This window comes from Streptomyces sp. NPDC054765 (assembly GCF_053612065.1).
Window position 1 is genome coordinate 156,081 of record NZ_JBSHBP010000008.1, and the last position, 21,546, is coordinate 177,626.

The window sequence follows — 21,546 nt, forward strand, 5'->3', positions numbered from 1 at the left end:
CTCCTCCACCTCCCCGGTACCTGGGACGATGCGCCCCCGCAGACCGGTTCTTGACGCCTCAACTGGCCGGAAATCCACCCGGGTTGAGGACGTGCGGGCGGTCGGTGGCCGGGAGTCCGCGGGCAGCGGTTCCCCGGGCAGCACATCGAACCGGCGCCGGACAGCTGCCCGGGGTCCGGGGCAGCCGGCTCAGGGCGCCGGACGTTGCCGCTGTCGCCGGGCCCAGAAGGGACGGTCGGCCCAGCGGGTTTCCCGGGCGTGCACGGCACGGTGGCCGTGCCGGTAGGCGGCGCGGGCCGTGGCGACCTTCGCCGCATAGCCGGGCAGCGCCGCCCGGTCGCCGCGCAGCCGGGCGTCGACCGCCTGGCCCGCGCTCAGCCCGGTGTACAGGGCGGTGAGGATGCCCTGGGAGCTGAGCGGGTCGAAAGCGGCCGCCGCGTCCCCGGCGGCCGTCCAGCCGTCGCCGTGCACCCGGTCCAGATGCGCGCTGTGCGCGGGGGCACGGCGGGGCGGCCGCAGGCTGGTGAGACCGTGCGGGCGGGCCCGGAGGCAGATGTGCCGGGTGGCCAGCAGCCGGTCGCAAAACCGCTCGGCGCCGCGCGGGGCGGCGGGCAGATCGGGGTCGGTGAAGTAGGCGACCAGGCGGCGCCGGGAGGGCAGCAGAGCGGTGTACCACCAGCCGTCCGGGTCGGACTCGACCAGCGAACGGCCGTCGGTGGTGGTCTGCGGGGCCGGGTCGAGAGTGAGGTGGAAGGCGGTGAGCCGGTCCCCGGTGCGCCGCCGGGCGCCGGAGCGGACGGCGATCGCGGCGCCCCGTCCGGTGGCGTCCACCACCCAGCGGCAACGGACCGTACGCGCGCCGCCGGAGCGGTCGCGCAGAGCGAGCCGCCAGGTGCCGTCCGGCCGGCGGGAGGGGCACCGTACGGCGGTGTGCTCGGCGACCTCGGCGCCCGCCGCGCGGGCGGCGGCGCGCAGCCGGCGGTCGAAGAGCGGCCGGTCGAGATGCCAGCCGTGGCCGTACGGGTCGCCGATGGAGTCCACGGCGTGCAGTGCGGCCGAGCCCCAGGCGGACAGGTTGCCGTGGCAGGGCAGATGGCCGCTGCCCAGGACCGGTGCTTCGACGCCGAGGTCGGCCAGCAGCAGCCGCCCCATGGACACCAGCGCCTCCCCGGTCTTGGGCGGGCCGGTACCGGCGTCGGCGAGCAGGACGGTGCGCCCGGCCCGTACGAGGGCGAGCGCGGCGGCGCAGCCGGCCGGGCCGCCGCCCGCGACCACGACGTCATAGCCCGGTACGGGGCTCACCGGGCGCCGTGGAAGGGATCGAGCTTCTCCAGATATCCGGCGGCGATCGCCGTCTCGTCCCGGCCGGTCGCCTCCTTGACCTCCTGGACCGCCTGCTGCACGAGCATGGCTTCGACAGTCTCGGCCGGGACTTCCCCGGTCCAGACGCCGGCCACGCCGGCCAGCTGGGGCACGCCCGCCTCGGGTACCTGGATGTTGACGAGGTTGGCGTGGTCGGGGGCCGGCGGATAGCCGGGCTCGGACTCCACCTGGAGGTAGCGGGGGAACTTCGCGTCACCCACGGTGTATTCGTGCGGCTCGACGATGCCGAACTTGAACCAGTCGTCGATCATCTGCCGGCGCTGCTTGTTGAAGTCGGTGCCCTGCAGGCCGCGCAGCCACACCGCGCGGTTCTCGAAGGCCTTCTCCCTGGCGCTGTCGTCGGAGCCGGTGGGCGGGGTGTTGACGGTGCGGAAGTCCGACTGCTTGAGCACATGGTTGGGCATCTGGGCGGGCCAGAAGGTGGGCAGATAGGGGCTGTAGCGGGGGCCGAGCCCGGACCGTACCTGGTAGCCGGAGCGGCAGCTCGCCGTGTCGCACTGCCAGGGGGCGGCCATCCAGCGGGTGAGGTCGCCCGGTCCCTGCGCGTACAGCGGACCGTTCTTGCCCAGGGCGTCCTGGAGAGTGAGCACGTCGCCGTAGTCGCGTTCCGGGTTGTCCGGTGTGCGGTGCAGCACGCGGAACGGCTCGGAGTACAGGGTCTTGTGCCGCATCGGCCAGGTCACCTCGCAGCCGGGGTGGAAGGCGTCGGCGGCACAGTTCTCCAGCGCGGCCCGGTCGAGCAGTCCGGGCTGTTCGGCGGGCGGCGCCTCGTCGACGGCCGGGAAGCCCGTGCGGGGCGGGCCGGAGGTGAAGTGGCCGTCGGCCCACAGGGCCAGCATCCGGTCCTGGGCGGCGGAGAGCGTGATGTGCTGCCGCACGGAGGTGGGCTTGCCGCTGGACATGGCGTCGCCGTAGAGCCACGGCCAGGGCAGCGGGGAGGTGCCGTCCCGGTCGTAGTCGCGCATGTGGACATAGACCTGGCGGCGGAGTTCCTGGCTTGCCTCGCCCGGGTCGGCGAGCCGCTTGCGCAGGGCCGGGTCGAGGAAGTGGTGCGGGCCGTCCCAGCCGAACTGGGCGGCGAAACCGTGGTTGACCCACTGCAGCTCGCAGAACCGCCGCAGGATCGGTTCGATGTGGTCCGGGTAGGAAATCTGCGGTTCGGCGGGCAGTGTGTGCTCGGTGACGAATACGTCGTGGAGCAGGTCGTAGAGGGTGCGGACGGTCTTCACCCCGGGTGCGTAGTGCGGCGGGGCGACCACGGCCCAGGCCGGGGTCGCGGTCTTCGTGATGCCCCTCAGGGTGACCTCCGCCGTGACGGGGCCGTCGGAGACGTCGTCGTACCAGGTGTCGTTGTTGGCGACGCCGGAGATCGGCGTTTCGGGGGTGGTGTAGGAGGCCGAGGTGCCGGCCCCGCCGACGACCACCAGGCGGCCGTCGGTCTGCGTGGCGAGGGAGCCGAGGGAGACCGGCCGGTTCATGATCTTTCCGGCGAAGGTGGCGGTCTCGTGCCGGGAGGCGCGGACGGTCTGGAGGCCGGAGTCGATGACGAGCTTCGTGCGTTCCGCTCCCCTGACGCCGAAGTTGCGCCGGCGCCGCTGGGTGTCCGGCAGGGTGGCGGCCTCGGGGATGTCGAGCGGGAGGTGGAACTGGTACCAGGCGGCCTTCTTGTTGGCCAGATGCACCGACCACTTGATCTCGGTGACGTCCTCGTCGCCCAGCTTGAGCTCCCTGACGACCTCCCCCGCCTGGTTGTAGCCGTAGACCCGGAAACGGGCGGCCTGCCGGATGATCTTCCCCGAGCCGTCCTTGTGGGAACCGGCCGGCAGCGGCGGCTGGTCCGGTGACTCCGGCCCCAGGAAGGGCGGCTTGTCACTGTTGCCGATCCGGGCGATGCCGATGGCGGGGTGGATCTTCACCTGGGCGATCTGTGTGTCCATCGAAGGCCTTTCCCTGGGCAGGGTGCGGATGCCCCCGAACGCCTCAAACCTAGGATCGGCATCGTGTGTGCGGCGGCCTGGAGGCGTCACAATGGGTGACGGATTCACCCGTTCGGGACGGCCGGGCCGGCCACCCTCGGGTCCTCGGCGAGGTCGGGGCGGCCGGCGGCGGCGAAGAAGTCACGGAACTTCTGCGGGCCACCGCCGGCCTCCCCGCCACCGCGCTCCCCTCGTAGGCACGGGGAGCCGGCGGGCGTCGGGCGCGGCAGGTCGGCGGTCAGGGGCTGCCCGTCTTCAGCCGCAGGTTCCACTTGGCCAGCGCCTCACCGACCGGCTGGAAAATGGTGAGGGTGGCACCGCCGAAGTTGCCGCAGGTGGCGGCGCCGCCACCGGAGTGCACCCCGACGGCCATCGGGGCGTTGGGCTGGGTGACGTACGAGCCGCCCGAATCGCCGGGCGCCGAGCAGGCGTTGGTGAACGAGAGCCCCTCGATGACCGTGTTTCCGTAGTCCACGGTCTGGCCGACCCGGGTGATCTCCCCGCAGTGCCAGCCGCTGCTCTGTCCGGAGTGGCAGACCGACATGCCCTCCAGGCCCTCCTGGTAGCCGGTGACGGTGACCGGCGTCCCGCCCTGGCCCGCCACGTACGAGCTGACGGTCCAGCCCGGCTGGTCCACGCCGACCAGCCCGAAGTCGCCCTCACGGTCATTGACGCTGTGCCTGCCGCCCTGGTTCGAGGTTCCCATCCGGCTGCCGTCCTTGCCGTACGCGGTCTGGTCGGCGGTGAGGGTGCAGTGACCGGCCGTCAGAAATCCCTGGAAGGAGCCCGGTCCGGTCACCGAGAAGCCGATCGAGCAGATGCCCTCGTTGCCGGGCATCCAGCGCTCGCCGCCCACCACCGAGCCGCCCTGCTGATGCGGCGTCCGGTCGCCGCGCTCGACGGTGACCGGGACCTTCGTGTGCGCGCCGAGGGCGCGGACGGTCTTCTCGAAGGCGTCGGTCCGGGCGGTGCGCCTGCTGCGGTCGGTACGGACCACGACGCCGTTGGCGCGCTCGTCCACGCCCCATCCGGTGACGCCCGGTACGCCCCTGCCGGCCCGGCCGCTGATCTGCCCGGCCAGTGCCGTGAGGGCGGCATGGCTGTGCGGCACCTTCTTGGGCACCGCCCCCGCGGCCCGTACCCGCTGTGCATCGGCGGCGCCGGTAACCGCGACGACGAGCTTGCCGGTCGTCTTGTCGAACCACATCCCGGAGGGTGGTACGCCGAGCGCCCGGCGTACCGCGGCCGCGGCGCGCTGGGCATCGGCCTCCTGTGCGAGCCGGGTGCGCACCTGTTCCGCCGTCAGCCCGAGGTCCCGGCGCATCGCGTCGAGCAGGGCGCGCGGCGAGGGCTGGGGAGACGGATCGGACCGCGGTACGGCGTGCGCCGGGCCGAGCGGGCCGGTGGCCGCCAGGACGGCGGCGACGGTCGCGCCCCAGAGAGCTGCCTTGCGAAAGCGGCGTTCCATCGGGGGTCTCCTCGCGATGTCGGGTGCACGTCGGATCCGATGCGTCGAGCCTGCTCGACACCGGAGCGTGCGGCATGAGGGAGATCTCCTGCATCATGACCGGGTGAGTGGTGATCCCGGCCGTCAAGTCCCCGCCGCCTACGGCGCGGTAGCGTTCCGGCAGCTGCCGGAGGCGCTGCGCAAGGTGACCTACTCGGGTGCCCGCCATCCGGGAGCGGCGACACCTGAATGCCCGTCACACTCCCCGCACGGGGCGGACGGTGCGGCCGGCGGCGGTGCTCCTGACACCTTCGCCGACCTGGCCGAAGGGGCCAACTGCCAGCGCTACGCCTATGCCGTGCTCCGCCACTTCGGCCTACTGATACCGCCGTTGCGCTCGGCGGAACTCTGGGCGGACGAACGGGCCACCCGGCGGACCGGCCGGCCGCGGCCGCTGGACCTGGTGCTGTTCGACGGCGGGCCGGTCCCGGACCGGCCACCGGGGTACGGCGCGCATGTGGGCGTACACCTGGGGCCCGACCAGGTCCTGCATCTGTGCCGGGAGGCCGGCCGGCCCGCCGTATGGCGCTATGCGGACTTCGCGGCGCGGCCGCGCTACGGGCGGTTCCTCGGCGCCAAGCGGGCGGTGAGCGCGGCGGACCGCTGAGCGCCTGAGGGGGAGGGGCGAGGGGCCCGGCGCGAAGGCGCGGGGAACGCCCGGCGCGAAGGCGCGGGGAACGCTCTCTCGCTCAGGAGCGCGGAGGTCTCATCCGCTCAGGAGCGCGGAGCACGCACCGCTCACCCCTCACCGCTCACCGCTCACCGCGCGGGCGCCTGCGCTCAGAAGCCGCCGCCGAAGCCCCCGTCGCCTCCGCCGCCGAACCCGCCCCCGTCGAACCCGCCACCGTCACCGAAGCCGCCGCCGAAGTCATCGGGGTTGAAGTCGGCCCCGGAGGAGTCGCCGCCCATGGGGCCGCCGAAGTCGGCGCCGTAGGCGTCGCTCGACATCATCATGTTGCCGAGCAGCGTGCCCACCAGGAGGCCGGGCAGCAGGCCACCGCCGAAGTAGCCGCCGGCCCAGGGGCCGTAGGCCGGGCCCGCGTCCCAGTAGGGGCGGTCGCCGCTCGCGGTCCGCACCGTACGGGCCAGCGGCTCCCGGCCGTCGTCCAGACGGCTCTTGTCCGCCGCGCAGACCGGTACGGTGCGCTCCGCGCCGCCCGCCGGCGCCCAGGTCACGTCCACGACGGACGGCCCGTGCCGCGGGTCGAAGAAGCAGGGCAGCCGGCGCTCGGGCAGCGCCCTGCCCTCGCGGCGCGCGGCGAGCGTGGCCAGCGAGAACCGGCCGTCCTCCAGGGCCTTGGTCACGGCCTGCACCTCGCCGGGGCGCTCGGCCGCCGCCATCGCCGACTTGGCGCCCTCGTAGGCGTCCAGCGCATGGCTGTAGTCCGCACGCATCGCGTCGTCGGCGCCGGGTTCACCGGGGTGGAAGTCGAGCCGGTCCAGCTCCTCGCCGAAGGCGGTGATGTCCTCGTCGACGACGACCCGCAGATCCTCCAGCGCGGCCCGCTCCTCCGCCAGCCGCCTGCTGCGGTTGCGGCGGGCAATGGCGTACGCGCCGCCACCGCCGACGACCACCAGCACACCGAGACCGATCGCCGTTCCGGTGTTGATGCCGGAGCCGCCGGAGCTGCCCCAGGAGGCGGGAGCCTGGCCGTTCGCCGACTGGATCGCGGTGTCGACGAAGCTGTTCAGCCGGGTGTTGACGCTCGGGTAGGCGGAGCGCTTGACCGAGCCGACGAGGTTCTGCACCGCGCTGTGCGGCATCACCCGCGGGTCGGCGCCGGCGTTGAAGCCACTGCCCAGCTCGACGGCGTAGACGCCGCTGATGCCGACCTTGGTGCGCAGATCCCGCAGCAGCGTGCTGGGCTGGTACTCGGCGGCGCGGGGCAGCACGGCGACGAAGACCGGCTTGTTCGCGTCCTTGATTTTCTTGGCCAGCGCGTCCGCCTGCGCGGAGGAGAGCTGGTCCGAAGCGCGCGGATCGACATAGACCGGGCCCTTCTCGAGGGCTGCCGCGGCCTCGTCGAGCCCGCCGGCGGCATGGGCTCCCGGTGCCATGGCGGCGACCACGGCCAGCAGTGCGGCCACCCACACGAGCACCGGTCCGATCAGCGCACGACGCGTTGCGGTTTTCATGCGTTCGACGCTACCTGAACCGCACTTTCAGGACATCACCGGTGCAGGGGCCGATCCGGCCCGCAGTGGGGGATTTTCCCTCGTGCACCGGGGGCTGTCGTGCCGGAGATGTCCATCCAGGTGATCGCTCCGCGCGTCGTTTTTGATGATCAAAGTGCCGGGGATGTTCCGGCTCGCCACTCCCCCGAGGAAACGAGGAGACGATGTGCAGGGCCACCTCGATGGCCACCAATCTGGCCGTCGCCGTCGCCACCACCGCCGTCGGATGCATGCTGGTGGTCTCGCTGGCACCGTCGCACCCCGACTCCGGCGCGGGCCGGCCCCCGGCCGGCGGTCCGATGGCCGCCACGTCCGGCCATGCGGGCTCGGCGGCGCGGGCCGCCACCTCCGCCCTGGGCGCGACCACCGCCAGTGCCGGCCCCGGGGAACCCGAGGAGTTCGCCTCGCCCCCGTCGGGGCGGATCGAGGTGACCGCGCCACAGCCCGGTGTGGACTACAAGGCGAACGGCAGTTTCACGGTGGCCTGGAAGAACAGCACGGGCGAGGAGGTGGACGTCTGGCTGCGGGCCGCGACGGGCCACGGCCGGTCGCAGCGGGTGGCCCTGGTGGTACCCCGGGCGCCCGCCACCCGCACCGGTGAGGCGCTCGTGACGCTGCCCGAGGTACCGCCGGGCCCCCGCTACTTCCTGGAGGTGGCCACCGCCGGTGACGGCACGGTCGGCGATGTCAGCCGGACCTTCGCCATCACCGAGTGACCGGAGGCCGCCGGCCGTGACTGCCCTACGGGGCGTCGAGAGCGACCAGCCCCGCCAGGGTCTCCCGGTGCCGGCCCGGCGACCCCAGGGCGACCTCGTCGCTCTTGGCCCGCTTGAGGAACAGATGGGCCGGGTGCTCCCAGGTCATGCCGATCCCGCCGTGCAGCTGGATGCACTCCTCGGCGGCACGCACCGCCACCGGCGCGCAGTACGCCTGGGCAACGGCCACCGCCACCGGAGCGTCCGGGCTGCCGGTGGCCAGTGCGTCGGCGGCGTTACGGGCGGCGGCGCGGGCCGAGGCCACCTCCAGCCAGAGGGCGGCCATCCGGTGCTTGAGTGCCTGGAACGAGCCGACGGGACGGCCGAATTGGGTGCGCTGCGCCGTGTGGCGCACGGTTTTGGACAGGCACCATTCGGCGACGCCCAGCTGTTCCGAGGCGAGCAGCCCGGCACCGGTGAGCAGGGCCCGTTCGACGGCGGCGCGGGCGCGGTCGCCGGTGGCCAGCAAGCGGCCGCGGGCGCCGTCGAAGGTGAGGCGGCCGAGGGGGCGGGTGAGGTCGAGCGGGGTGACGGGGTCGGTGCGGACGCCGTCCGCCGCGGCCTCGACCGCATAGAGGGCCGGGCCGTCGGGACCCTGGGCCGGGACCAGGAGGAGCTGGGCGCCCGTGGCGTCGGCGACCGAGGTGACCCGGCCGGTCAGTGCGCCGTCCGCCCCGGCCCGTACGGCCGCCGCCGGCAGCCCGCCCGGAGCGGTGGGCAGCGGGACCGCGAGCACACCGACGGTGCGGCCCCCGGCGAGCGCGGCGAGCGCCGCCGCGACGTCCTCCTGACCGTGGTCGCAGCAGAGCAGTGCGGTCACCGCGATGACCGCACTGGTCAGATAGGGGACGGGGGCGACACAGCGGCCCACCTCCTCCAGCACCACGGCCGCCTCGCGTGCGCTCGCCCCCGCTCCGCCGAGCTTTTCGGGCACCAGCAGCCCCGCGGCACCGATCTCCGTGGCGAGCGCGCGCCACAGGCCGGTGTCGTGGGCGACGTCCGACTCCAGGCCGGCGAGCACCGTGGCCGGATCGCTGCGGTCGGCGAGCAGTGACCGTACGGCGGCGCGGAGCGCTTCCTCGTCCTCGGAGTACAGCAGATCGGGGTCGGCGGCCGGGGTGCCGGCCAGGGGTGTCCCGTCGTTCATCGGGGGAGGTCCTTCCACGCGACGTCCTTGTCGGTGCGCGGCTCGGGCGGCAGCCCCAGCACACGTTCGGCGACGATGTTGAGCAGCACCTCCGAGGTGCCTCCTTCGATGGAGTTGCCCTTGGCGCGCAGATAGCGGTAACCGGCCTCCCGGCCGGTGAAGTCGACGCCGTCGGGGCGGCGCATCGTCCAGTCGTCGTAGGTCAGACCGTCCTCGGCGAGGAACTCCACCTCCCAGCCGCTGATTTCCTGGGCGAGCCGGGCGAAGGCCAGCTTCATCCCGCTGCCCTCCGGGCCGGGCTGGCCCTGGGAGAGCTGCTGGCGCAGCCGCTCACCGGTCAGCCGGGCAACCTCGGCCTCCACCCACAGTGTCAGCAGCCGCTGGTGCAGATCGTGGGTGCGCAGTTCGGGCCGTGCGCGCCAGTCGGCGGCGGCCACGCCGATCATGCCGCCCTCGCGCGGGATCCGGGCGCCGCCGATGGCGACCCGTTCGTTCATCAGCGTGGTCCGGGCGACCTCCCAGCCCTCGCCGACCGCACCGAGGCGCTGCGTGTCGGGGATCCGGACGCCGGTGAGGAAGACCTCGTTGAACTCGGCCTCGCCGGTGATCTGCCGCAGCGGGCGCACCTCGACACCGGGGTCGGTCATATCGCAGATGAAGTAGCTGATGCCCTGGTGTTTGGGCAGGCCGGGATCGGTACGGGCGATCAGGATCGCCCAGCGGGCCAGATGTGCACTGGACGTCCAGACCTTCTGGCCGTCCACGACCCAGTGGTCGCCGTCCGGTACCGCCCGCGTCGCCAGCGCCGCCAGGTCGGAGCCGGCGCCGGGTTCGCTGAACAGCTGGCACCACACCTCCTCGCCGGTCCACAGCGGGCGCAGCAGCCGCTGCTTCTGCTCGTCGGTGCCGAACCGGAGGATGGTGGGTGCGGCCATACCGAGGCCGATACCGATGCGTCCGGGGTCGTTGCCGGGGGCGCCGGCGGCCGCCAACTCCGCGTCCACGACGGCTTGCAGGGCGCGTGGCGCCGCCAGTCCGCCGAGGCCCTCGGGGAAGTGGACCCAGGCGAGTCCGGCGTCGAAGCGGGCGCGCAGGAACGCCAGCCGGCCGGTGGTGGCGGGCGGCCGGGCGGCGAGCAGCTCGGCGGTGCGCCGGCGCAGATCTGCGGCGTCGGTCATCGGGTCTCCTCCGCTGCGGGCAGGACGACGAGCCGTCCGGTGGACGTGCCGTCGGCGACCCGCTGAACGGCTTCGGCGGCGCCCTCCAGCGGGAACCTGCCGCCGATGAGCGGCTTGACGGCGCCCTGTGCGGCGAGCTTGGTGAGCTCCTCGTGGCAGGCGTCGACCGCGACCGGGTCCTTGGCGGCATACAGGGCCCAGTGCAGGCCGAGGATCGCGTAGTTCTTCACCAGGGCGTGGTTGAGGACCGGGGTGGGGATGGCACCGCTCGCGAACCCGACGACGATGATCCGGCCCTCGAAGGCGATGCACTTGACGGACCGGGCGTATGCCTCACCGCCCACCGGGTCGTAGACCACATCCGCGCCGCGGCCGCCGGTGGCCTCCTTCACGGCGGCGACGAGGTCGTCACTGCGCCGGTCGAGGACGAGGTCGCAGCCCAGTGCGCGGGCGGTGCGGGCCTTGTCCTCGCCGCCCACGACACCGATGACCCGCGCGCCCGCGGCCTTGCCGAGCTGTACGGCGGCGCTGCCGACGCCCCCGGCCGCGGCGTGCACGAGCAGGGTCTCGTCCGGCTGGATCCTGGCCCGGCGGTGCAGGCCGAACCAGCCGGTCTGGTAGCCGATGTGCAGCGCCGCGGCCTCGGCGTCGTCCAGGGCCTCAGGGGCCGGGCGTACCGTCGCCGCGTCGACGCACGCGAGTTCGGCGAACCCGCCGTCGGGCAGCGGCGGCTGGGCCAGCACCCGTGCCCCGGTCTCGCCGGCCGCCCCCTCCCCCACGGCGAGCACCTCGCCACAGATCTCCACGCCGGGGGTGAACGGCAGCGGCGGGCGCACCTGGTACTGGCCGCGGCACAGCAGCGCGTCGGGGAAGTTCACGTTGGCGGCCCGCACCCGCAGCAGCAGCTGCCCCGGTCCCGGCTGCGGGTCCGGCACCTCCTCCAGCCGCATCACTTCATGCGGCTCGCCGTTCGCGTGTACGCGCCATGCCTTCACCTGGTGCCTCCACAACCTTGGATACGCGGGTGGGGCAAAGGGCGCAGCGGCGCCCTCGCCAGCGACATACTAAGCGGTCGGTATCCCCCAGGGAACAGTCTCCGCCACCTCGCAGCGACGCCCCTGACGCCTCCGCCGGCCGAGCCCCGGAGCCCGGCAACGGCAGCGGGCCCGACGGCACGGGACGGAGGCGACGAAGCACACGGCGGCTCCGGGCCCACCGTCCGGGGCGGCGCTGCGGCTACTCTCCGCGGAGTGCGGCCCAGTGGTCCGGGTCCTCGAATCCGAGCGCCCACAGTCCGGTGCCCCGCACCCCGTACTTCCTCAGCAGCGGCAGCTGCGCGCGGACTCCGCGCCCGTCCTGGTACCAGACCTCGTGCTCCTCACCGTCCTTGCGATAGGTGAAGTGCGGGGTGCCGGACCGCTCGTCGAAGAGGTAGTCCGCGTCCTCCCGCTCGCGCAGCGCCTCGGCCTCCTTCCAGGTCACATGGGCCGCATGGCCGGTGACCCCGCTGACCCAGTCCCAGCCGTAGCCCGGGAAGGCCACTTCGATCTTGTGCCGGGGGACGGTGTCGGTGGCGTAGCGCAGGAATTCCTCGTACCAGTCCTTGGCGGACAGCGGGCCCGCCTCGCCGCCCGACCAGTGCAGGTCATAGCCCATGATGCGGAACCGGTCGACGTACCTGCCGAGCTGCTCGTAGTCGAAGGCCTGGCCGCTGCCGCGGACCTTCGCGAGCACCGTGACCACGCACTGCTTGCCACGGTCGTGCAGCCGTGCGCACAGCTCCTTGACGAGCGCGTTGTACCCGGTCCGCACCCGGTCGCGGGCCTCCCGGTCGCCGGTGACCGCCATCGCCTCGTAGTCCAGGTCGATCCCGTCGTACGGACGGCTCGCGACCAGGTCCAGCAGCGTGTCGACATGGTCCCGCCGCCGCTCGGGATCGTGCATCAAGCCGGCCATCTTCTCGGCGCCGAGGGTCTCGGTCACGGTGGGCACGACATCGATCCCGGCGTCGTGCAGCCCGTCGATGATGTCGCGCCGCCCCGCGCCTTCGTGCCCCGTGACGGTGGTGTCGGAGGAGGTCTCGTACCAGAAGGGGCTGACGGTGTGCAGCTGGGAGGCGTGCCGCAGCGCGTCGCGGTAGCCGGCGTCGACGTCACCCCAGTAGGGCAGCCAGGCCGAACCGGTACGCCCGCCGCCCCCGGGGTCCGTCGTCGCCGCGGCCGCCGGGGCCCAGAGCACGGTGCCCATCGCCACGGCCAGCAGGAGCGCAAGCCCGGTACGCGGCCGGGTTCCTGATGCATGATCCATTTCCGAGCGTTACCCGGTTCCGCTACTGACGCACCGTCAGTTCCGCCGAACGGGGCGCGGCGGGTACGACCGGGCACGGGGGGCGGGCCGGGACGGTCGGCCCGCCCTGGCCCTACGTGCCCGGCGGGGCGCCGTCCGCCGCCGGGTCGGTGAGGTGGGCGGTGAAGTACTGCAAGGCCCGCATCTCAAAGTGTGTTTCCCCAGTGCGTCCCGCGCGCTTGAGGCACCAGTCCTGAGCCTCGTCGGCGGATGCGGCATCGACGCAGAATTCGCCGCAGTCCAGGCACGCACCGACGTACCGCACCGAGCAATCCCCGTCGGCCATCAGCGTCCACTCCGCGAACCGGTAGCGCGTCCTCAATGTGTGCCCTCCGGTCGGTCCGGGGCATCGCTGCCCGCTGCCCGAACGGCATCGATGCACCCGGTGAGACCACGCAGCATCTCCGCGAGATCCCCCTCGGCCAGCTCATCCATCCACGCGGTACGGGCCTTGAGGGCCGCCTGCACGTGATCAAGCTGCCGGTACAACCCCCGATACCTGACGTGCCGGTTCCACGCTTCCTCGGCCCGGTCCGGCCCGACCCGGCCCCGCAGCCGCGACCACACGCCCGTGCTCATGACCGCGCCGCCTTCAGAACACGGGCCGGCTTCGCCGACCGTGCCGATGCCGACGCGTGCGAGGTTGATCCGGACATCTCCCTCGGCGGTGTCGCTGAAGGTCATCTCCGGGAACATCATCTTCGCGTCAGCCAAGGCGAGTTGCAGATCACCGTAGGTGTCCGCTGCCAACTGAGCTTCCGTGCGCACCTCGGTCGTCATCGCCCCTCCCGCTTCGGGTGGGGATGGCGACGCATCTCGACGTTGCAGTCGACCACCTTGGACTTGTCACCGAGCGAACGCGCCGCCGCACACTGCCGGGCCAACGCCGCACACACATCGCACCCGGCAACCGGCTCAGGATCCGGCCCCGGAACCGGAGCCCTCAAGTACACCGGACCGCTCATGCCGGGCATCAACCCATCACCTCCACACCGTGAATCCCACGCGGCCCCGCGTCGACGCCGTGCGACGCGAGCCACAGCGCGCGCCGTCGCCCGCGCTGCACCCGGCGGTCCCGTCGTTCCTCGGGCGCGAGGACATACGGGCGGATCAGGGCAACGTCTTCACCCCGCAGCGGCCCCGTCTGCCGGACGGGAAAGCGGGGAAGCACGAGCGTCGGCGCATCCTCGCGCCTTGCGGCGGGTAGTGCGCCGACCGCGCGATGGCAGCCCCGGGCGGGCAACAACAGCCGCAGCAGCGGCACCAACAGTCTCGCGATACCGTGGATCACGTCAGCGCTCCTTCTTGGCGTCTGTCCACGCCCCCGAGCCGTCCACCAACGGTTGCGGGGGTCCTTGCGTGGCAGTGGTCTTTGCGGACGCGGAATGTGGCCTGATCATTCGTCATGCCACGCCTCCACATTCCGCTCTGATGGCGTTCCGTGGCTCAACCACCGTGTCCCGTTGCATAGTTAGACGCAACAGAATCTGCTGAGAATCAGCCTCAGGATCAGAAATGGCACATGCCAAGGCATGCGCATGGCTTCTGCTCTGCACACAACGGATGCCAGGCTGAACACAAGGCAGGCAACGGCGCGCACATGCATCAGAATGGAGGGCACATGGCCGCAAGACCGCAGCCAACCGCCAGGCGCATCGGGCTGGGACACGAACTGCGCCAGCTCCGCAAGGCGGCCGGTCTGACGATCGCGGAGGCAGTAGTGGGCCTGCACTTCGACGAGAGCACGCTTCAGCGTGTCGAGACTGGTTGGAAGTCCTTCAGGCAGGCCGGACACCTGAGAGAGCTGCTGGAGCGCTACGGCATCACCGACGAGGAGCAGGTGGACAGGCTAGTCGCACTCCAACGCGAGGCGTCCAGCCGCGAATGGTGGACGGGGATCGGGACCACCATGTTGTCGGGCATGCCGCGATTCCTCGGCGTTGAGTCCGCGGCGCGGGAGATCCGCATCTTTCACCCGACCTTCGTTCCGGGACTGCTTCAGACCGAGGCATACGCGCAGGCCGTGCACGACCTGCATAAGCCCATCGACGAGACGACCACAGAGTTCGGGCAGCGAAGCGTGCAGATTCGCATGAAGAGAAAGGAGGGCATGACACGTGACGACGACCCCCAGAGGGTGTGGGCGGTCTTGTACGAGCCAGCTCTCCGCTACGCCATCGGCGGGCCGGACGTCATGCGGGAACAGCACGCCGCTCTCGCCGAATGGTCCGCCCGCGAGAACGTGACCATACAAGTTCTCCCGCAGGCGGGAAGCAGCTACGTCGCCTTCCACGACGTCAACATCATGATTCTTGGCGATGGCCTGCCGACGACAGTCCAGACGGACACGCCATGGAGCACCGTCGCGGTCACTGACAAACCGCGCGACGTCGGGCGGTTCTCCCGCATGTTCGACGCCATGGTGGCTGCTGCCCTGCCTCCCCGTGACACCCCGAAAATTCTGCACCAACTATCGAGAGAGATCACAGAATGAAGAATCACTCTGCCACGGTGACGGCGTTGCGTCTGGAGGGCGCTACCTGGTTCAAGTCCTCCTACAGCAACAACGGTGGCAACTGTGTCGAGGTTACCGGCGGCCTCCCTGGGATCGTCCCGGTTCGGGACAGCAAGGACCCGCACGGCCCGGCGCTGGCGTTCTCGGCAGGCGGTTGGTCGTCATTCGTCGCTGCCATCAAGGGTGGGCAGTTCCCCTCCTGATCAAGCAGTGGCACCCCAGCTACGCGGCCCCCGTCGTCCGGCGGGGGCCATTGCTGCTGATTCCGCTCCGGCTGGCTGGTGGTCTCCGGACCCAAGCAGCACGCCGCCGACCATCTGGAGGGCCTGGGGACCCTCGCCTCCGTGCGGCTGTGCCCGAACGCGCCCGCCCAGTACGCCATCCAGGCAGCACTCGGCGGCCGGCAGAGCATCAAGGACCTGGTGCTGCCGGGCGGCCAAGGCACCGGGCCAAGGCGCCGGGCCGCCACGGCGGCAAAAGCCACCCCGCCCCGCACTCACTCGAACGGGCGCACCCCTTCCCCGCCCCCGTCCGCCGCTCGCCGCGTCCGGTCCCCGGCCCCGGCGGCGGGCGGGAAGGCCGTCCTGGCGCCGGGAGGACGCCGCGGCCCCGTCCGCCGGTCTCCCGGCCCGGACGGCCCGCCTGCCCCCTGGAAGCCCGTCCCACCGGCCGCGGCACGAACGCACTCTTGAGCGCGCCGCCCGCAGGAGATTAGGTGGAGGGCGGCAATCCTGCCGCCACCCCACGAGGGAGAGGGATTCCATGCCCGTACGGCCCGCAGTATCGGAAGCGGAACTTGAGGCTCACCTGCACGGAATATGCTTCAAGACGGGGCCCCCACGCCGTATCGGCGTCGAGATCGAATGGCTGGTCCATGACGCGCGCACCCCTCGATGTCCGGTCGCACCGGACCGGCTGCAGCACGCGGCCGCGACCCTGCGTGCCCTTCCCCTCACCTCCCTGCTGACCTTCGAGCCCGGCGGCCAGCTGGAGCTCAGTTCGCTCCCGGCCCGCTCCCTCACCGAGTGCATCGACACGGTCACCGCCGATCTCGCGCTGGTCCGCCCCGCCATGCTGGCCATGGGCCTGGGCATGGCCGGCCACGGTCACAATCCCTGGCACCGCCCGCAGCGGGTGCTCACCGCGCCGCGCTACAACGCCATGGAGGCCTACTTCGACCGCTGGGGCTCCGCAGGGCGGTCCATGATGTGCGCCACCGCGTCCGTGCAGGTGTGTGTGGACGCCGGGTACGAGGAGCCCGGCCCGCTCGGGCACGGCCGGCGCTGGCTGCTGGCCCATCTGCTGGGCGCGGTGCTGGCCGCGGCCTTCGCCAATTCCCCGACCAGCGAGGGCTGCCCCACCGGCTACCGCACCACCCGCCAGGTCATCTGGTCGCAGCTCGACCCGCACCGTACCCTCGCCCCGCCCCAGGGGCCGGATCCGCGCACCGCCTGGGTGGGCTACGTCCTGGACGCCCCGGTGATGTGCATCCGCGCCGAGGACGGCCCCTGGCACGCGCCGGCGGGACTCACCTTCCGTGAGTGGATCCGCACCGGCGTGCCCAGACCGCCCACCCAGGAGGATCTGGACTACCACGTCACCACCCTCTTCCCGCCCGTACGGCCGCGCGGCCATCTGGAACTGCGCATGATCGACGCGCAGTCGGGCGAAGCCGGATGGGTCGTGCCGCTGGCCGTCACGGCAGCGCTGTTCGACGACCCGGAGGCCACTGAGCGGGCGTACCGCATCGTCAAACCCCTTGCGGAGACGGCGGGTTCCCGCCCCGCGCCGCGCAACCCGCTGTGGCGGCGCGCCGCCCGGGGCGCACTGACCGACCCGGAGCTGCACGCGGCGGCAGTGAGCTGCTTCGCCGCCGCACAGGAGGCGCTGCCACGGCTCGGGGCGTCCCCCGAGGTGCTCGCGGCGGTCGCGGACTTCACCGAGCGCTATGTGAACCCCGGCCGCTGCCCCGCGGATGATCATCTCGACGCCCTGTATGCCGCGGAGGGCGATCTCATAGTGGGGAAGGACAGCCAGTGACCCTCGATCCCGAGCTCCTCCGTGAGCGCGCGGCCTCGGCGCTGCTCGCCGCCCGCGACCGCACCCGCCTGCTGACCACCTGTGTCGAGGATCCCGACCTGATCGCGCAGCACTCCCCGCTGATGTCCCCGCTGGTGTGGGACCTGGCGCACATAGGCAACCAGGAGGAGCAGTGGCTGCTGCGCACCGTCGGCGGCCGTGACGCGCTGCGCCCGGACATCGACTCCGTCTACGACGCCTTCGAGCACCCCCGCGCCACCCGCCCTTCGCTGCCGCTGCTGGCCCCGGGCGAAGCGCACGGCTATGTCGACGAGGTGCGCGGCCGGGTGCTGGACATCCTGGAGCGCACCCCGCTGCACGGCGGTCCGCTGCTCGACTCCGGCTTCGCCTTCGGCATGATCGCCCAGCATGAGCAGCAGCACGACGAGACCATGCTCATCACCCATCAGCTGCGCCGGGGCCCGGCGGTGCTCACCGCGCCCGAGCCGCCGCCCGCCTCCGACGACATCCTGCCGGCCGACGTCCTCGTCCCCGGCGGCCCGTTCACCATGGGCACCTCCACCGAGCCCTGGGCGCTGGACAACGAACGGCCCGCACACCGCCGGCTGGTGCCCTCCTTCCTGATCGACACCGCCCCCGTCAGCAACGGCGCCTACCAGCGGTTCATCGAGGCCGGCGGGTACGAGGAGCCGCGCTGGTGGACCGTGGAGGGCTGGGCGCTGGTGCAGGAGCACACGCTGCGCGCACCGCTGTTCTGGAAGCGCGACGGCGGCCAGTGGCTGCGCCGGCGGTTCGGGGTGACCGAACCGGTGCCGCCGGACGAGCCCGTGCTGCATGTGAGCTGGTACGAGGCGGACGCCTATGCGCGCTGGGCCGGCCGGCGGCTGCCGACCGAGGCCGAATGGGAGAAGGCCGCCCGGCACGACCCGGCGACCGGCCGGTCCCGGCGCTACCCCTGGGGCGACGAGGACCCCGCAGCGGTGCACGCCAACCTCGGCCAGCGCCATCTGCGGCCCGCCCCCATCGGCAGCTACCCCGACGGCCGGTCGGCGTTCGGCGTAGGGCAGCTGATGGGTGAGGTGTGGGAGTGGACGGCGAGCGACTTCCTGCCCTATCCGGGCTTCGCCGCCTTCCCCTACCGGGAGTACTCGGAGGTGTTCTTCGGCGACGAGCACAAGGTGCTGCGCGGCGGTTCGTTCGCGGTCGGCCCGGTCGCCTGCCGGGGCACCTTCCGCAACTGGGACCTGCCCGTCCGGCGGCAGATCTTCTCCGGGTTCCGTACCGCCCGGGACGCCGGCCCGGCGGCCGACGCATGAGGGCCGCGGACGGCCCGCCCCGGGAGGCCGGTGCCTGATGTGCCGTCACCTTGCCTACCTGGGGCCGGAGATACCCTTCGGCCAGGTGGTACTGGCCCCGTCACACAGCCTGTACCGGCAGTCGTGGGAGCCGCGCCGGCAGCGGCACGGCACGGTCAACGCCGACGGCTTCGGCGTCGGCTGGTACGCGCCGGGCGATCCGGTGCCCGCCCGCTACCGCCGGGCCGGGCCGATCTGGGGCGACGATCTGCTGCCCGACCTGGCGCGAGTGGTGCGCACCGGTGCGCTGCTCGCCGCCGTGCGGGATGCCACCGTGGCCGGTGCGGACGCCGAGGCCGCGGCCGCGCCGTACGCCGCCGGGCGCTATCTGTTCAGCCACAACGGCGCGGTGTCCGGCTGGCCGGACTCGCTCGCCGCGCTGGCTGCCGGGCTGCCGGCGCGGGAGCTGCTGCGGCTGCCGGCCCGCTGCGATGCGGCGTTTCTGTGGGCGCTGGTCCAGCACCGGCTGGCGCGCGGTGACGAAATCGGCGAGGCGCTGGCCGGCACCGTCACGGCGGTCGCCGCGGCCGCGCCCGGCTCCCGGCTCAATCTGCTGCTGACCGACGGCACCGGCATCGCCGCCACCACCTGGGGCGACACGCTGTGCCACCTGGCCGTTCCCGGAGGCGGCACGGTGGTCGCCTCCGAACCGTACGACGATTCCCCCCACTGGACCGAGGTCCCGGACCGCACCCTGCTGCGTGCCACCCGGACCGATGTCCACCTCACCCCGCTCAAGGAGCCCGCCACGTGAGCCCGCTCAGCATCACCCGCACCCTCCCTGCCGACGCCACCGCGGCCGCGCTGCGCGCCGACGTCACCCAGGGGCTGACCCGTCACCCCAAGCAGCTGCCGCCCAAGTGGTTCTACGACGGCCGCGGCAGTGAGCTGTTCGAGGACATCACCAAGCTGCCGGACTACTACCCGACCCGCGCCGAACGGGAGATCCTGCTCACCCGCGCCGATCACATCGCCGCGGCCACCCAGGCCCGCACCCTGGTCGAGCTGGGGTCGGGCTCCTCCGACAAGACCCGCCATCTCATCGGCGCGCTGACCGATCTGCACTCCTATGTGCCCATCGACGTCAGCGAATCCGCGCTGGCCGCCGCGGGCGAGGCGCTGCTGACCGAGCACCCCGGCCTCACCGTGCACGCACTGGTCGCCGACTTCCAGCAGGGCATCGAACTCCCCGGCACCCCCGGTCCGCGGCTGCTCGCCTTCCTCGGCGGCACGATCGGCAATCTGCTCCCCGAGGAGCGCTCCGCATTCCTGCGCTCCGTGCACGGCATGCTCTCCCCGGGCGATGCCCTGCTGCTCGGCACCGACCTGGTCAAGGACGAGGCCGCCCTGGTCGCCGCCTACGACGATCCGCAGGGCGTGACGGCCGCGTTCAACAAGAACGTCCTGGAGGTCATCAACCGCGAACTGGGCGGTGATTTCGACCCGGCGGACTTCGACCATGTCGCGGTGTGGAACACCGACCGCGAGTGGATCGAGATGCGGCTGCGGGCCCGCAAGGACCTGAGCGTCAAGATCCCCGGGGTGGATCTGGCGGTGCACTTCACCGCGGGCGAGGACCTGCGGACCGAGGTGTCGGCCAAGTTCCGCCAGGAGGGCGTGCGCAGCGAACTCGCCGCGGCCGGACTGGAGTTGACCAACTGGTGGACGGACAGTGCGGACCGCTTCGCGCTGTCGCTGTCCTTCCGCGTCTGAATTCCGCCCCTGCCCGGCCGGTGTGACCATCCGGTCCGCCGGCCGGGTGCCGCACACCCGCTCCCTGTGGTTCGATGCCCCGACCGCAGGTGCGCACCGGGCAGCCGTCGCGCACCCACGCAGACTCGACGGACAGGGGAAGCGGCATGGGGCTGGGACTGGATCGGCGGGGATTCCTCCGGGGCGCGGCCGGGCTGTCGGCCGCCGGAGTGCTGGCGGGCGTCGGCAGCGGGCAGTTCACGGCCGGCGCGGCCCAGCGCCGGGGGACCGCAGTGTCCGTACAGGACTGGATGTCGGCGCTCGACGACGCCACCCCCGTCCAGCGGCTGACGATCCCCGGCACCCATGACTCCGGCGCACGGATCGGCGGCCCCTGGGTCGCCTGCCAGAACACCCCCGTCGATGCCCAGCTCAACAGCGGTATCCGTTTCCTGGACGTCCGCTGCCGGGCCGTCGACAACGTCTTCGCCATCCATCACGGCGCCTTCTACCAGGAGCTGATGTTCGGCGATGTACTCAACGCCTGCCGGGCGTTCTTGCAGGCCCACCCCTCCGAGACGGTGCTGATGCGGGTCAAGCAGGAGTACTCGGAGGTCAGCGCCGAGGAGTTCCGGCGGATCTTCGGGAGGTACCTGGACGACAAGGGCTACCGGTCGCTGTTCCGGCTCGACGCCGGGCTGCCGACGCTGGGTCAGGCCCGCGGCAGCGTGGTCCTGCTGGCCGACTCCGACGGTCTGGGCGGCGTCCGCTACGCCGATCCGCAGCTGTTCGACATCCAGGACGACTACATGGCGGAGCCGTTCGGGAAGTACCCGAAGGTCGAGGCCCAGTTCCGCAAGGCCGTCGCCCAGCCCGGCAAGCTCTTCGTCAATTACGTCAGCACCGCGGCCCTGCTCCCGCCCCGCTCCAACGCCGACCGCCTCAATCCGCAGGTCAAGAATCTGCTGACGGGATCGGAAGGGAGCGGCTGGACGGGCCTGGGCATCGTCCCGATGGATTTCCCGAACGAGTTCGGCCTGGCCGGGACGCTGATCGGCCACCACCTCGCGGCGCGGGGCGTGCGGCTCGTGGCGTGAGCGGGAGCCGCCGGGCACGAGCGGGACGGCGCGCCCCAAAGGGCCGGGACCGGGCCCGGCGGGGCCCGGCGCGGTTCACCCGACCGGCCCAGCGGAGCGCGGCCGGGCCGCGCTGCCGGCTCGCTCCGCGCGGCCCGGCCGCCGGCCCCCGGACGGCGGGTGTGCCGGGTGTGGTGGTGCGGGTTTCCGCCGTGTTTTTTGATGCCTGCGCGGAATGATCCGCCGGATGACCGAACCACAGCGCGCACCCCTGCATCAGACTGGGTGAAATGTCTGGTTCCGGTGCCGCCCCCGCATCCGACGGGGCGCTGCCGGCTGATGTGGGGAGGCGGCGGCTGGTGGAGACGAGCGAACGCGGGACCGCGCCGGCGGTCGGCGCC

Annotated in this window: 21 protein-coding genes and 1 pseudogene; 10 read left to right on the forward strand and 12 right to left on the reverse strand. The window is 72.5% G+C overall.

Features of this window, described 5'->3' with window-relative positions:
* Positions 1-189: 189 nt before the first annotated feature.
* The 4 genes from ACWGJY_RS08265 to ACWGJY_RS08280 all read right to left on the reverse strand — a co-directional run bounded on the left by ACWGJY_RS08265 (position 190) and on the right by ACWGJY_RS08280 (position 4,827).
* Positions 190-1,302: an NAD(P)/FAD-dependent oxidoreductase gene (locus tag ACWGJY_RS08265; protein WP_453259971.1), complete on the reverse strand. Its 1,113-nt coding sequence runs from the start codon at positions 1,300-1,302 to the stop codon at positions 190-192.
* Complete coding sequence (locus ACWGJY_RS08270; RefSeq protein WP_453259972.1) at positions 1,299-3,320, reverse strand: LodA/GoxA family CTQ-dependent oxidase; 2,022 nt, start codon at positions 3,318-3,320, stop codon at positions 1,299-1,301. The genes ACWGJY_RS08265 and ACWGJY_RS08270 overlap by 4 nt, the downstream gene beginning before the upstream one ends.
* Positions 3,321-3,424: 104 nt before the next feature.
* Positions 3,425-3,631 carry a hypothetical protein gene (locus tag ACWGJY_RS08275; protein WP_453259973.1) on the reverse strand — a complete coding sequence of 69 codons (207 nt, stop codon included), beginning with the start codon at positions 3,629-3,631 and terminating at the stop codon, positions 3,425-3,427.
* Complete coding sequence (locus ACWGJY_RS08280) at positions 3,598-4,827, reverse strand: S1 family peptidase (RefSeq protein WP_453259974.1); 1,230 nt, start codon at positions 4,825-4,827, stop codon at positions 3,598-3,600. Before ACWGJY_RS08280 ends, ACWGJY_RS08275 begins: the two co-directional genes overlap by 34 nt.
* 103 nt (positions 4,828-4,930) lie before the next feature.
* Between ACWGJY_RS08280 and ACWGJY_RS08285 the strand changes: the two genes are divergently transcribed.
* Positions 4,931-5,473: a cell wall hydrolase gene (locus tag ACWGJY_RS08285; RefSeq protein ID WP_453259975.1), complete on the forward strand. Its 543-nt coding sequence runs from the start codon at positions 4,931-4,933 to the stop codon at positions 5,471-5,473.
* Positions 5,474-5,646: 173 nt separating this feature from the next.
* Here the strand turns inward: ACWGJY_RS08285 and ACWGJY_RS08290 are convergent, their stop codons facing one another.
* Positions 5,647-7,002, reverse strand: a complete 1,356-nt coding sequence (locus ACWGJY_RS08290; protein WP_453259976.1) for a hypothetical protein — start codon at positions 7,000-7,002, stop codon at positions 5,647-5,649.
* A 203-nt stretch (positions 7,003-7,205) separates the two neighbouring features.
* Here ACWGJY_RS08290 and ACWGJY_RS08295 point away from each other — a divergent pair, with 203 nt between their 5' ends.
* Complete coding sequence (locus tag ACWGJY_RS08295; RefSeq protein WP_453259977.1) at positions 7,206-7,757, forward strand: hypothetical protein; 552 nt, start codon at positions 7,206-7,208, stop codon at positions 7,755-7,757.
* Positions 7,758-7,782: 25 nt separating this feature from the next.
* On the opposite strand, the gene ACWGJY_RS08300 is transcribed toward ACWGJY_RS08295, so the two are convergent.
* From ACWGJY_RS08300 to ACWGJY_RS08330, 7 genes are all read right to left on the reverse strand, one after another.
* Positions 7,783-8,943 (reverse strand): acyl-CoA dehydrogenase family protein, encoded by a 1,161-nt coding sequence (locus ACWGJY_RS08300; protein WP_453259978.1) that lies wholly within the window; start codon positions 8,941-8,943, stop codon positions 7,783-7,785.
* A complete protein-coding gene (locus ACWGJY_RS08305) occupies positions 8,940-10,121 on the reverse strand; it encodes an acyl-CoA dehydrogenase family protein (protein ID WP_453259979.1) in 1,182 nt (393 codons plus the stop codon). Before ACWGJY_RS08305 ends, ACWGJY_RS08300 begins: the two co-directional genes overlap by 4 nt.
* The gene (locus tag ACWGJY_RS08310) at positions 10,118-11,116 is read right to left on the reverse strand and encodes an NADPH:quinone oxidoreductase family protein (RefSeq protein ID WP_453259980.1); all 999 of its coding nucleotides are present in this window, start codon (positions 11,114-11,116) and stop codon (positions 10,118-10,120) included. The genes ACWGJY_RS08305 and ACWGJY_RS08310 overlap by 4 nt, the downstream gene beginning before the upstream one ends.
* 241 nt (positions 11,117-11,357) lie before the next feature.
* Entirely contained in the window at positions 11,358-12,428 is a 1,071-nt protein-coding gene (locus ACWGJY_RS08315) for a glycosyl hydrolase family 18 protein (protein ID WP_453259981.1), read from the reverse strand.
* Positions 12,429-12,540: 112 nt separating this feature from the next.
* Positions 12,541-12,789, reverse strand: coding sequence for a DUF7848 domain-containing protein (locus tag ACWGJY_RS08320; protein WP_453259982.1), 249 nt, complete (start codon positions 12,787-12,789; stop codon positions 12,541-12,543).
* Positions 12,786-13,247 carry a hypothetical protein gene (locus tag ACWGJY_RS08325; RefSeq protein WP_453259983.1) on the reverse strand — a complete coding sequence of 154 codons (462 nt, stop codon included), beginning with the start codon at positions 13,245-13,247 and terminating at the stop codon, positions 12,786-12,788. The genes ACWGJY_RS08320 and ACWGJY_RS08325 overlap by 4 nt, the downstream gene beginning before the upstream one ends.
* Positions 13,248-13,440: 193 nt before the next feature.
* On the reverse strand, positions 13,441-13,758 hold the full coding sequence (locus tag ACWGJY_RS08330; RefSeq protein ID WP_453259984.1) for a hypothetical protein: 318 nt from the start codon (positions 13,756-13,758) through the stop codon (positions 13,441-13,443).
* 330 nt (positions 13,759-14,088) lie between these two features.
* Between ACWGJY_RS08330 and ACWGJY_RS08335 the strand changes: the two genes are divergently transcribed.
* From ACWGJY_RS08335 to ACWGJY_RS08370, 8 genes and pseudogenes are all read left to right on the forward strand, one after another.
* A complete protein-coding gene (locus ACWGJY_RS08335) occupies positions 14,089-14,961 on the forward strand; it encodes a helix-turn-helix domain-containing protein (protein WP_453259985.1) in 873 nt (290 codons plus the stop codon).
* Positions 14,958-15,185 carry a DUF397 domain-containing protein gene (locus ACWGJY_RS08340; RefSeq protein ID WP_453259986.1) on the forward strand — a complete coding sequence of 76 codons (228 nt, stop codon included), beginning with the start codon at positions 14,958-14,960 and terminating at the stop codon, positions 15,183-15,185. The genes ACWGJY_RS08335 and ACWGJY_RS08340 overlap by 4 nt, the downstream gene beginning before the upstream one ends.
* A 60-nt stretch (positions 15,186-15,245) precedes the next feature.
* Positions 15,246-15,446: pseudogene (locus ACWGJY_RS08345) on the forward strand (aminotransferase); the annotation flags it as partial.
* A 298-nt stretch (positions 15,447-15,744) separates the two neighbouring features.
* Positions 15,745-17,022: an ergothioneine biosynthesis glutamate--cysteine ligase EgtA gene (egtA, locus tag ACWGJY_RS08350; protein WP_453259987.1), complete on the forward strand. Its 1,278-nt coding sequence runs from the start codon at positions 15,745-15,747 to the stop codon at positions 17,020-17,022.
* A complete protein-coding gene (egtB, locus tag ACWGJY_RS08355) occupies positions 17,019-18,338 on the forward strand; it encodes an ergothioneine biosynthesis protein EgtB (protein ID WP_453259988.1) in 1,320 nt (439 codons plus the stop codon). The genes egtA and egtB overlap by 4 nt, the downstream gene beginning before the upstream one ends.
* A 37-nt stretch (positions 18,339-18,375) precedes the next feature.
* Positions 18,376-19,131: an ergothioneine biosynthesis protein EgtC gene (gene egtC / locus ACWGJY_RS08360; protein ID WP_453259989.1), complete on the forward strand. Its 756-nt coding sequence runs from the start codon at positions 18,376-18,378 to the stop codon at positions 19,129-19,131.
* Positions 19,128-20,090 carry an L-histidine N(alpha)-methyltransferase gene (egtD, locus tag ACWGJY_RS08365; protein ID WP_453259990.1) on the forward strand — a complete coding sequence of 321 codons (963 nt, stop codon included), beginning with the start codon at positions 19,128-19,130 and terminating at the stop codon, positions 20,088-20,090. The genes egtC and egtD overlap by 4 nt, the downstream gene beginning before the upstream one ends.
* Before the next feature lie 146 nt (positions 20,091-20,236).
* Positions 20,237-21,166 carry a phosphatidylinositol-specific phospholipase C gene (locus ACWGJY_RS08370; RefSeq protein ID WP_453259991.1) on the forward strand — a complete coding sequence of 310 codons (930 nt, stop codon included), beginning with the start codon at positions 20,237-20,239 and terminating at the stop codon, positions 21,164-21,166.
* The last annotated feature ends 380 nt before the right edge of the window (positions 21,167-21,546 follow it).

Excerpts from the sequence above, each read along its gene's own strand:
- ACWGJY_RS08335 (WP_453259985.1), top strand. The coding sequence starts at position 14,089 with ATGGCCGCAAGACCGCAGCCAACCGCCAGGCGCATCGGGCTGGGACAC.
- egtA (WP_453259987.1), top strand. The coding sequence starts at position 15,745 with ATGCCCGTACGGCCCGCAGTATCGGAAGCGGAACTTGAGGCTCACCTG.
- egtC (WP_453259989.1), top strand. The coding sequence starts at position 18,376 with ATGTGCCGTCACCTTGCCTACCTGGGGCCGGAGATACCCTTCGGCCAG.
- ACWGJY_RS08270 (WP_453259972.1), bottom strand. The coding sequence starts at position 3,320 with ATGGACACACAGATCGCCCAGGTGAAGATCCACCCCGCCATCGGCATC.
- ACWGJY_RS08300 (WP_453259978.1), bottom strand. The coding sequence starts at position 8,943 with ATGAACGACGGGACACCCCTGGCCGGCACCCCGGCCGCCGACCCCGAT.
- ACWGJY_RS08295 (WP_453259977.1), top strand. The coding sequence starts at position 7,206 with ATGTGCAGGGCCACCTCGATGGCCACCAATCTGGCCGTCGCCGTCGCC.
- ACWGJY_RS08290 (WP_453259976.1), bottom strand. The coding sequence starts at position 7,002 with ATGAAAACCGCAACGCGTCGTGCGCTGATCGGACCGGTGCTCGTGTGG.
- ACWGJY_RS08370 (WP_453259991.1), top strand. The coding sequence starts at position 20,237 with ATGGGGCTGGGACTGGATCGGCGGGGATTCCTCCGGGGCGCGGCCGGG.
- ACWGJY_RS08340 (WP_453259986.1), top strand. The coding sequence starts at position 14,958 with ATGAAGAATCACTCTGCCACGGTGACGGCGTTGCGTCTGGAGGGCGCT.
- ACWGJY_RS08305 (WP_453259979.1), bottom strand. The coding sequence starts at position 10,121 with ATGACCGACGCCGCAGATCTGCGCCGGCGCACCGCCGAGCTGCTCGCC.
- ACWGJY_RS08280 (WP_453259974.1), bottom strand. The coding sequence starts at position 4,827 with ATGGAACGCCGCTTTCGCAAGGCAGCTCTCTGGGGCGCGACCGTCGCC.
- ACWGJY_RS08325 (WP_453259983.1), bottom strand. The coding sequence starts at position 13,247 with ATGACGACCGAGGTGCGCACGGAAGCTCAGTTGGCAGCGGACACCTAC.
- ACWGJY_RS08315 (WP_453259981.1), bottom strand. The coding sequence starts at position 12,428 with ATGGATCATGCATCAGGAACCCGGCCGCGTACCGGGCTTGCGCTCCTG.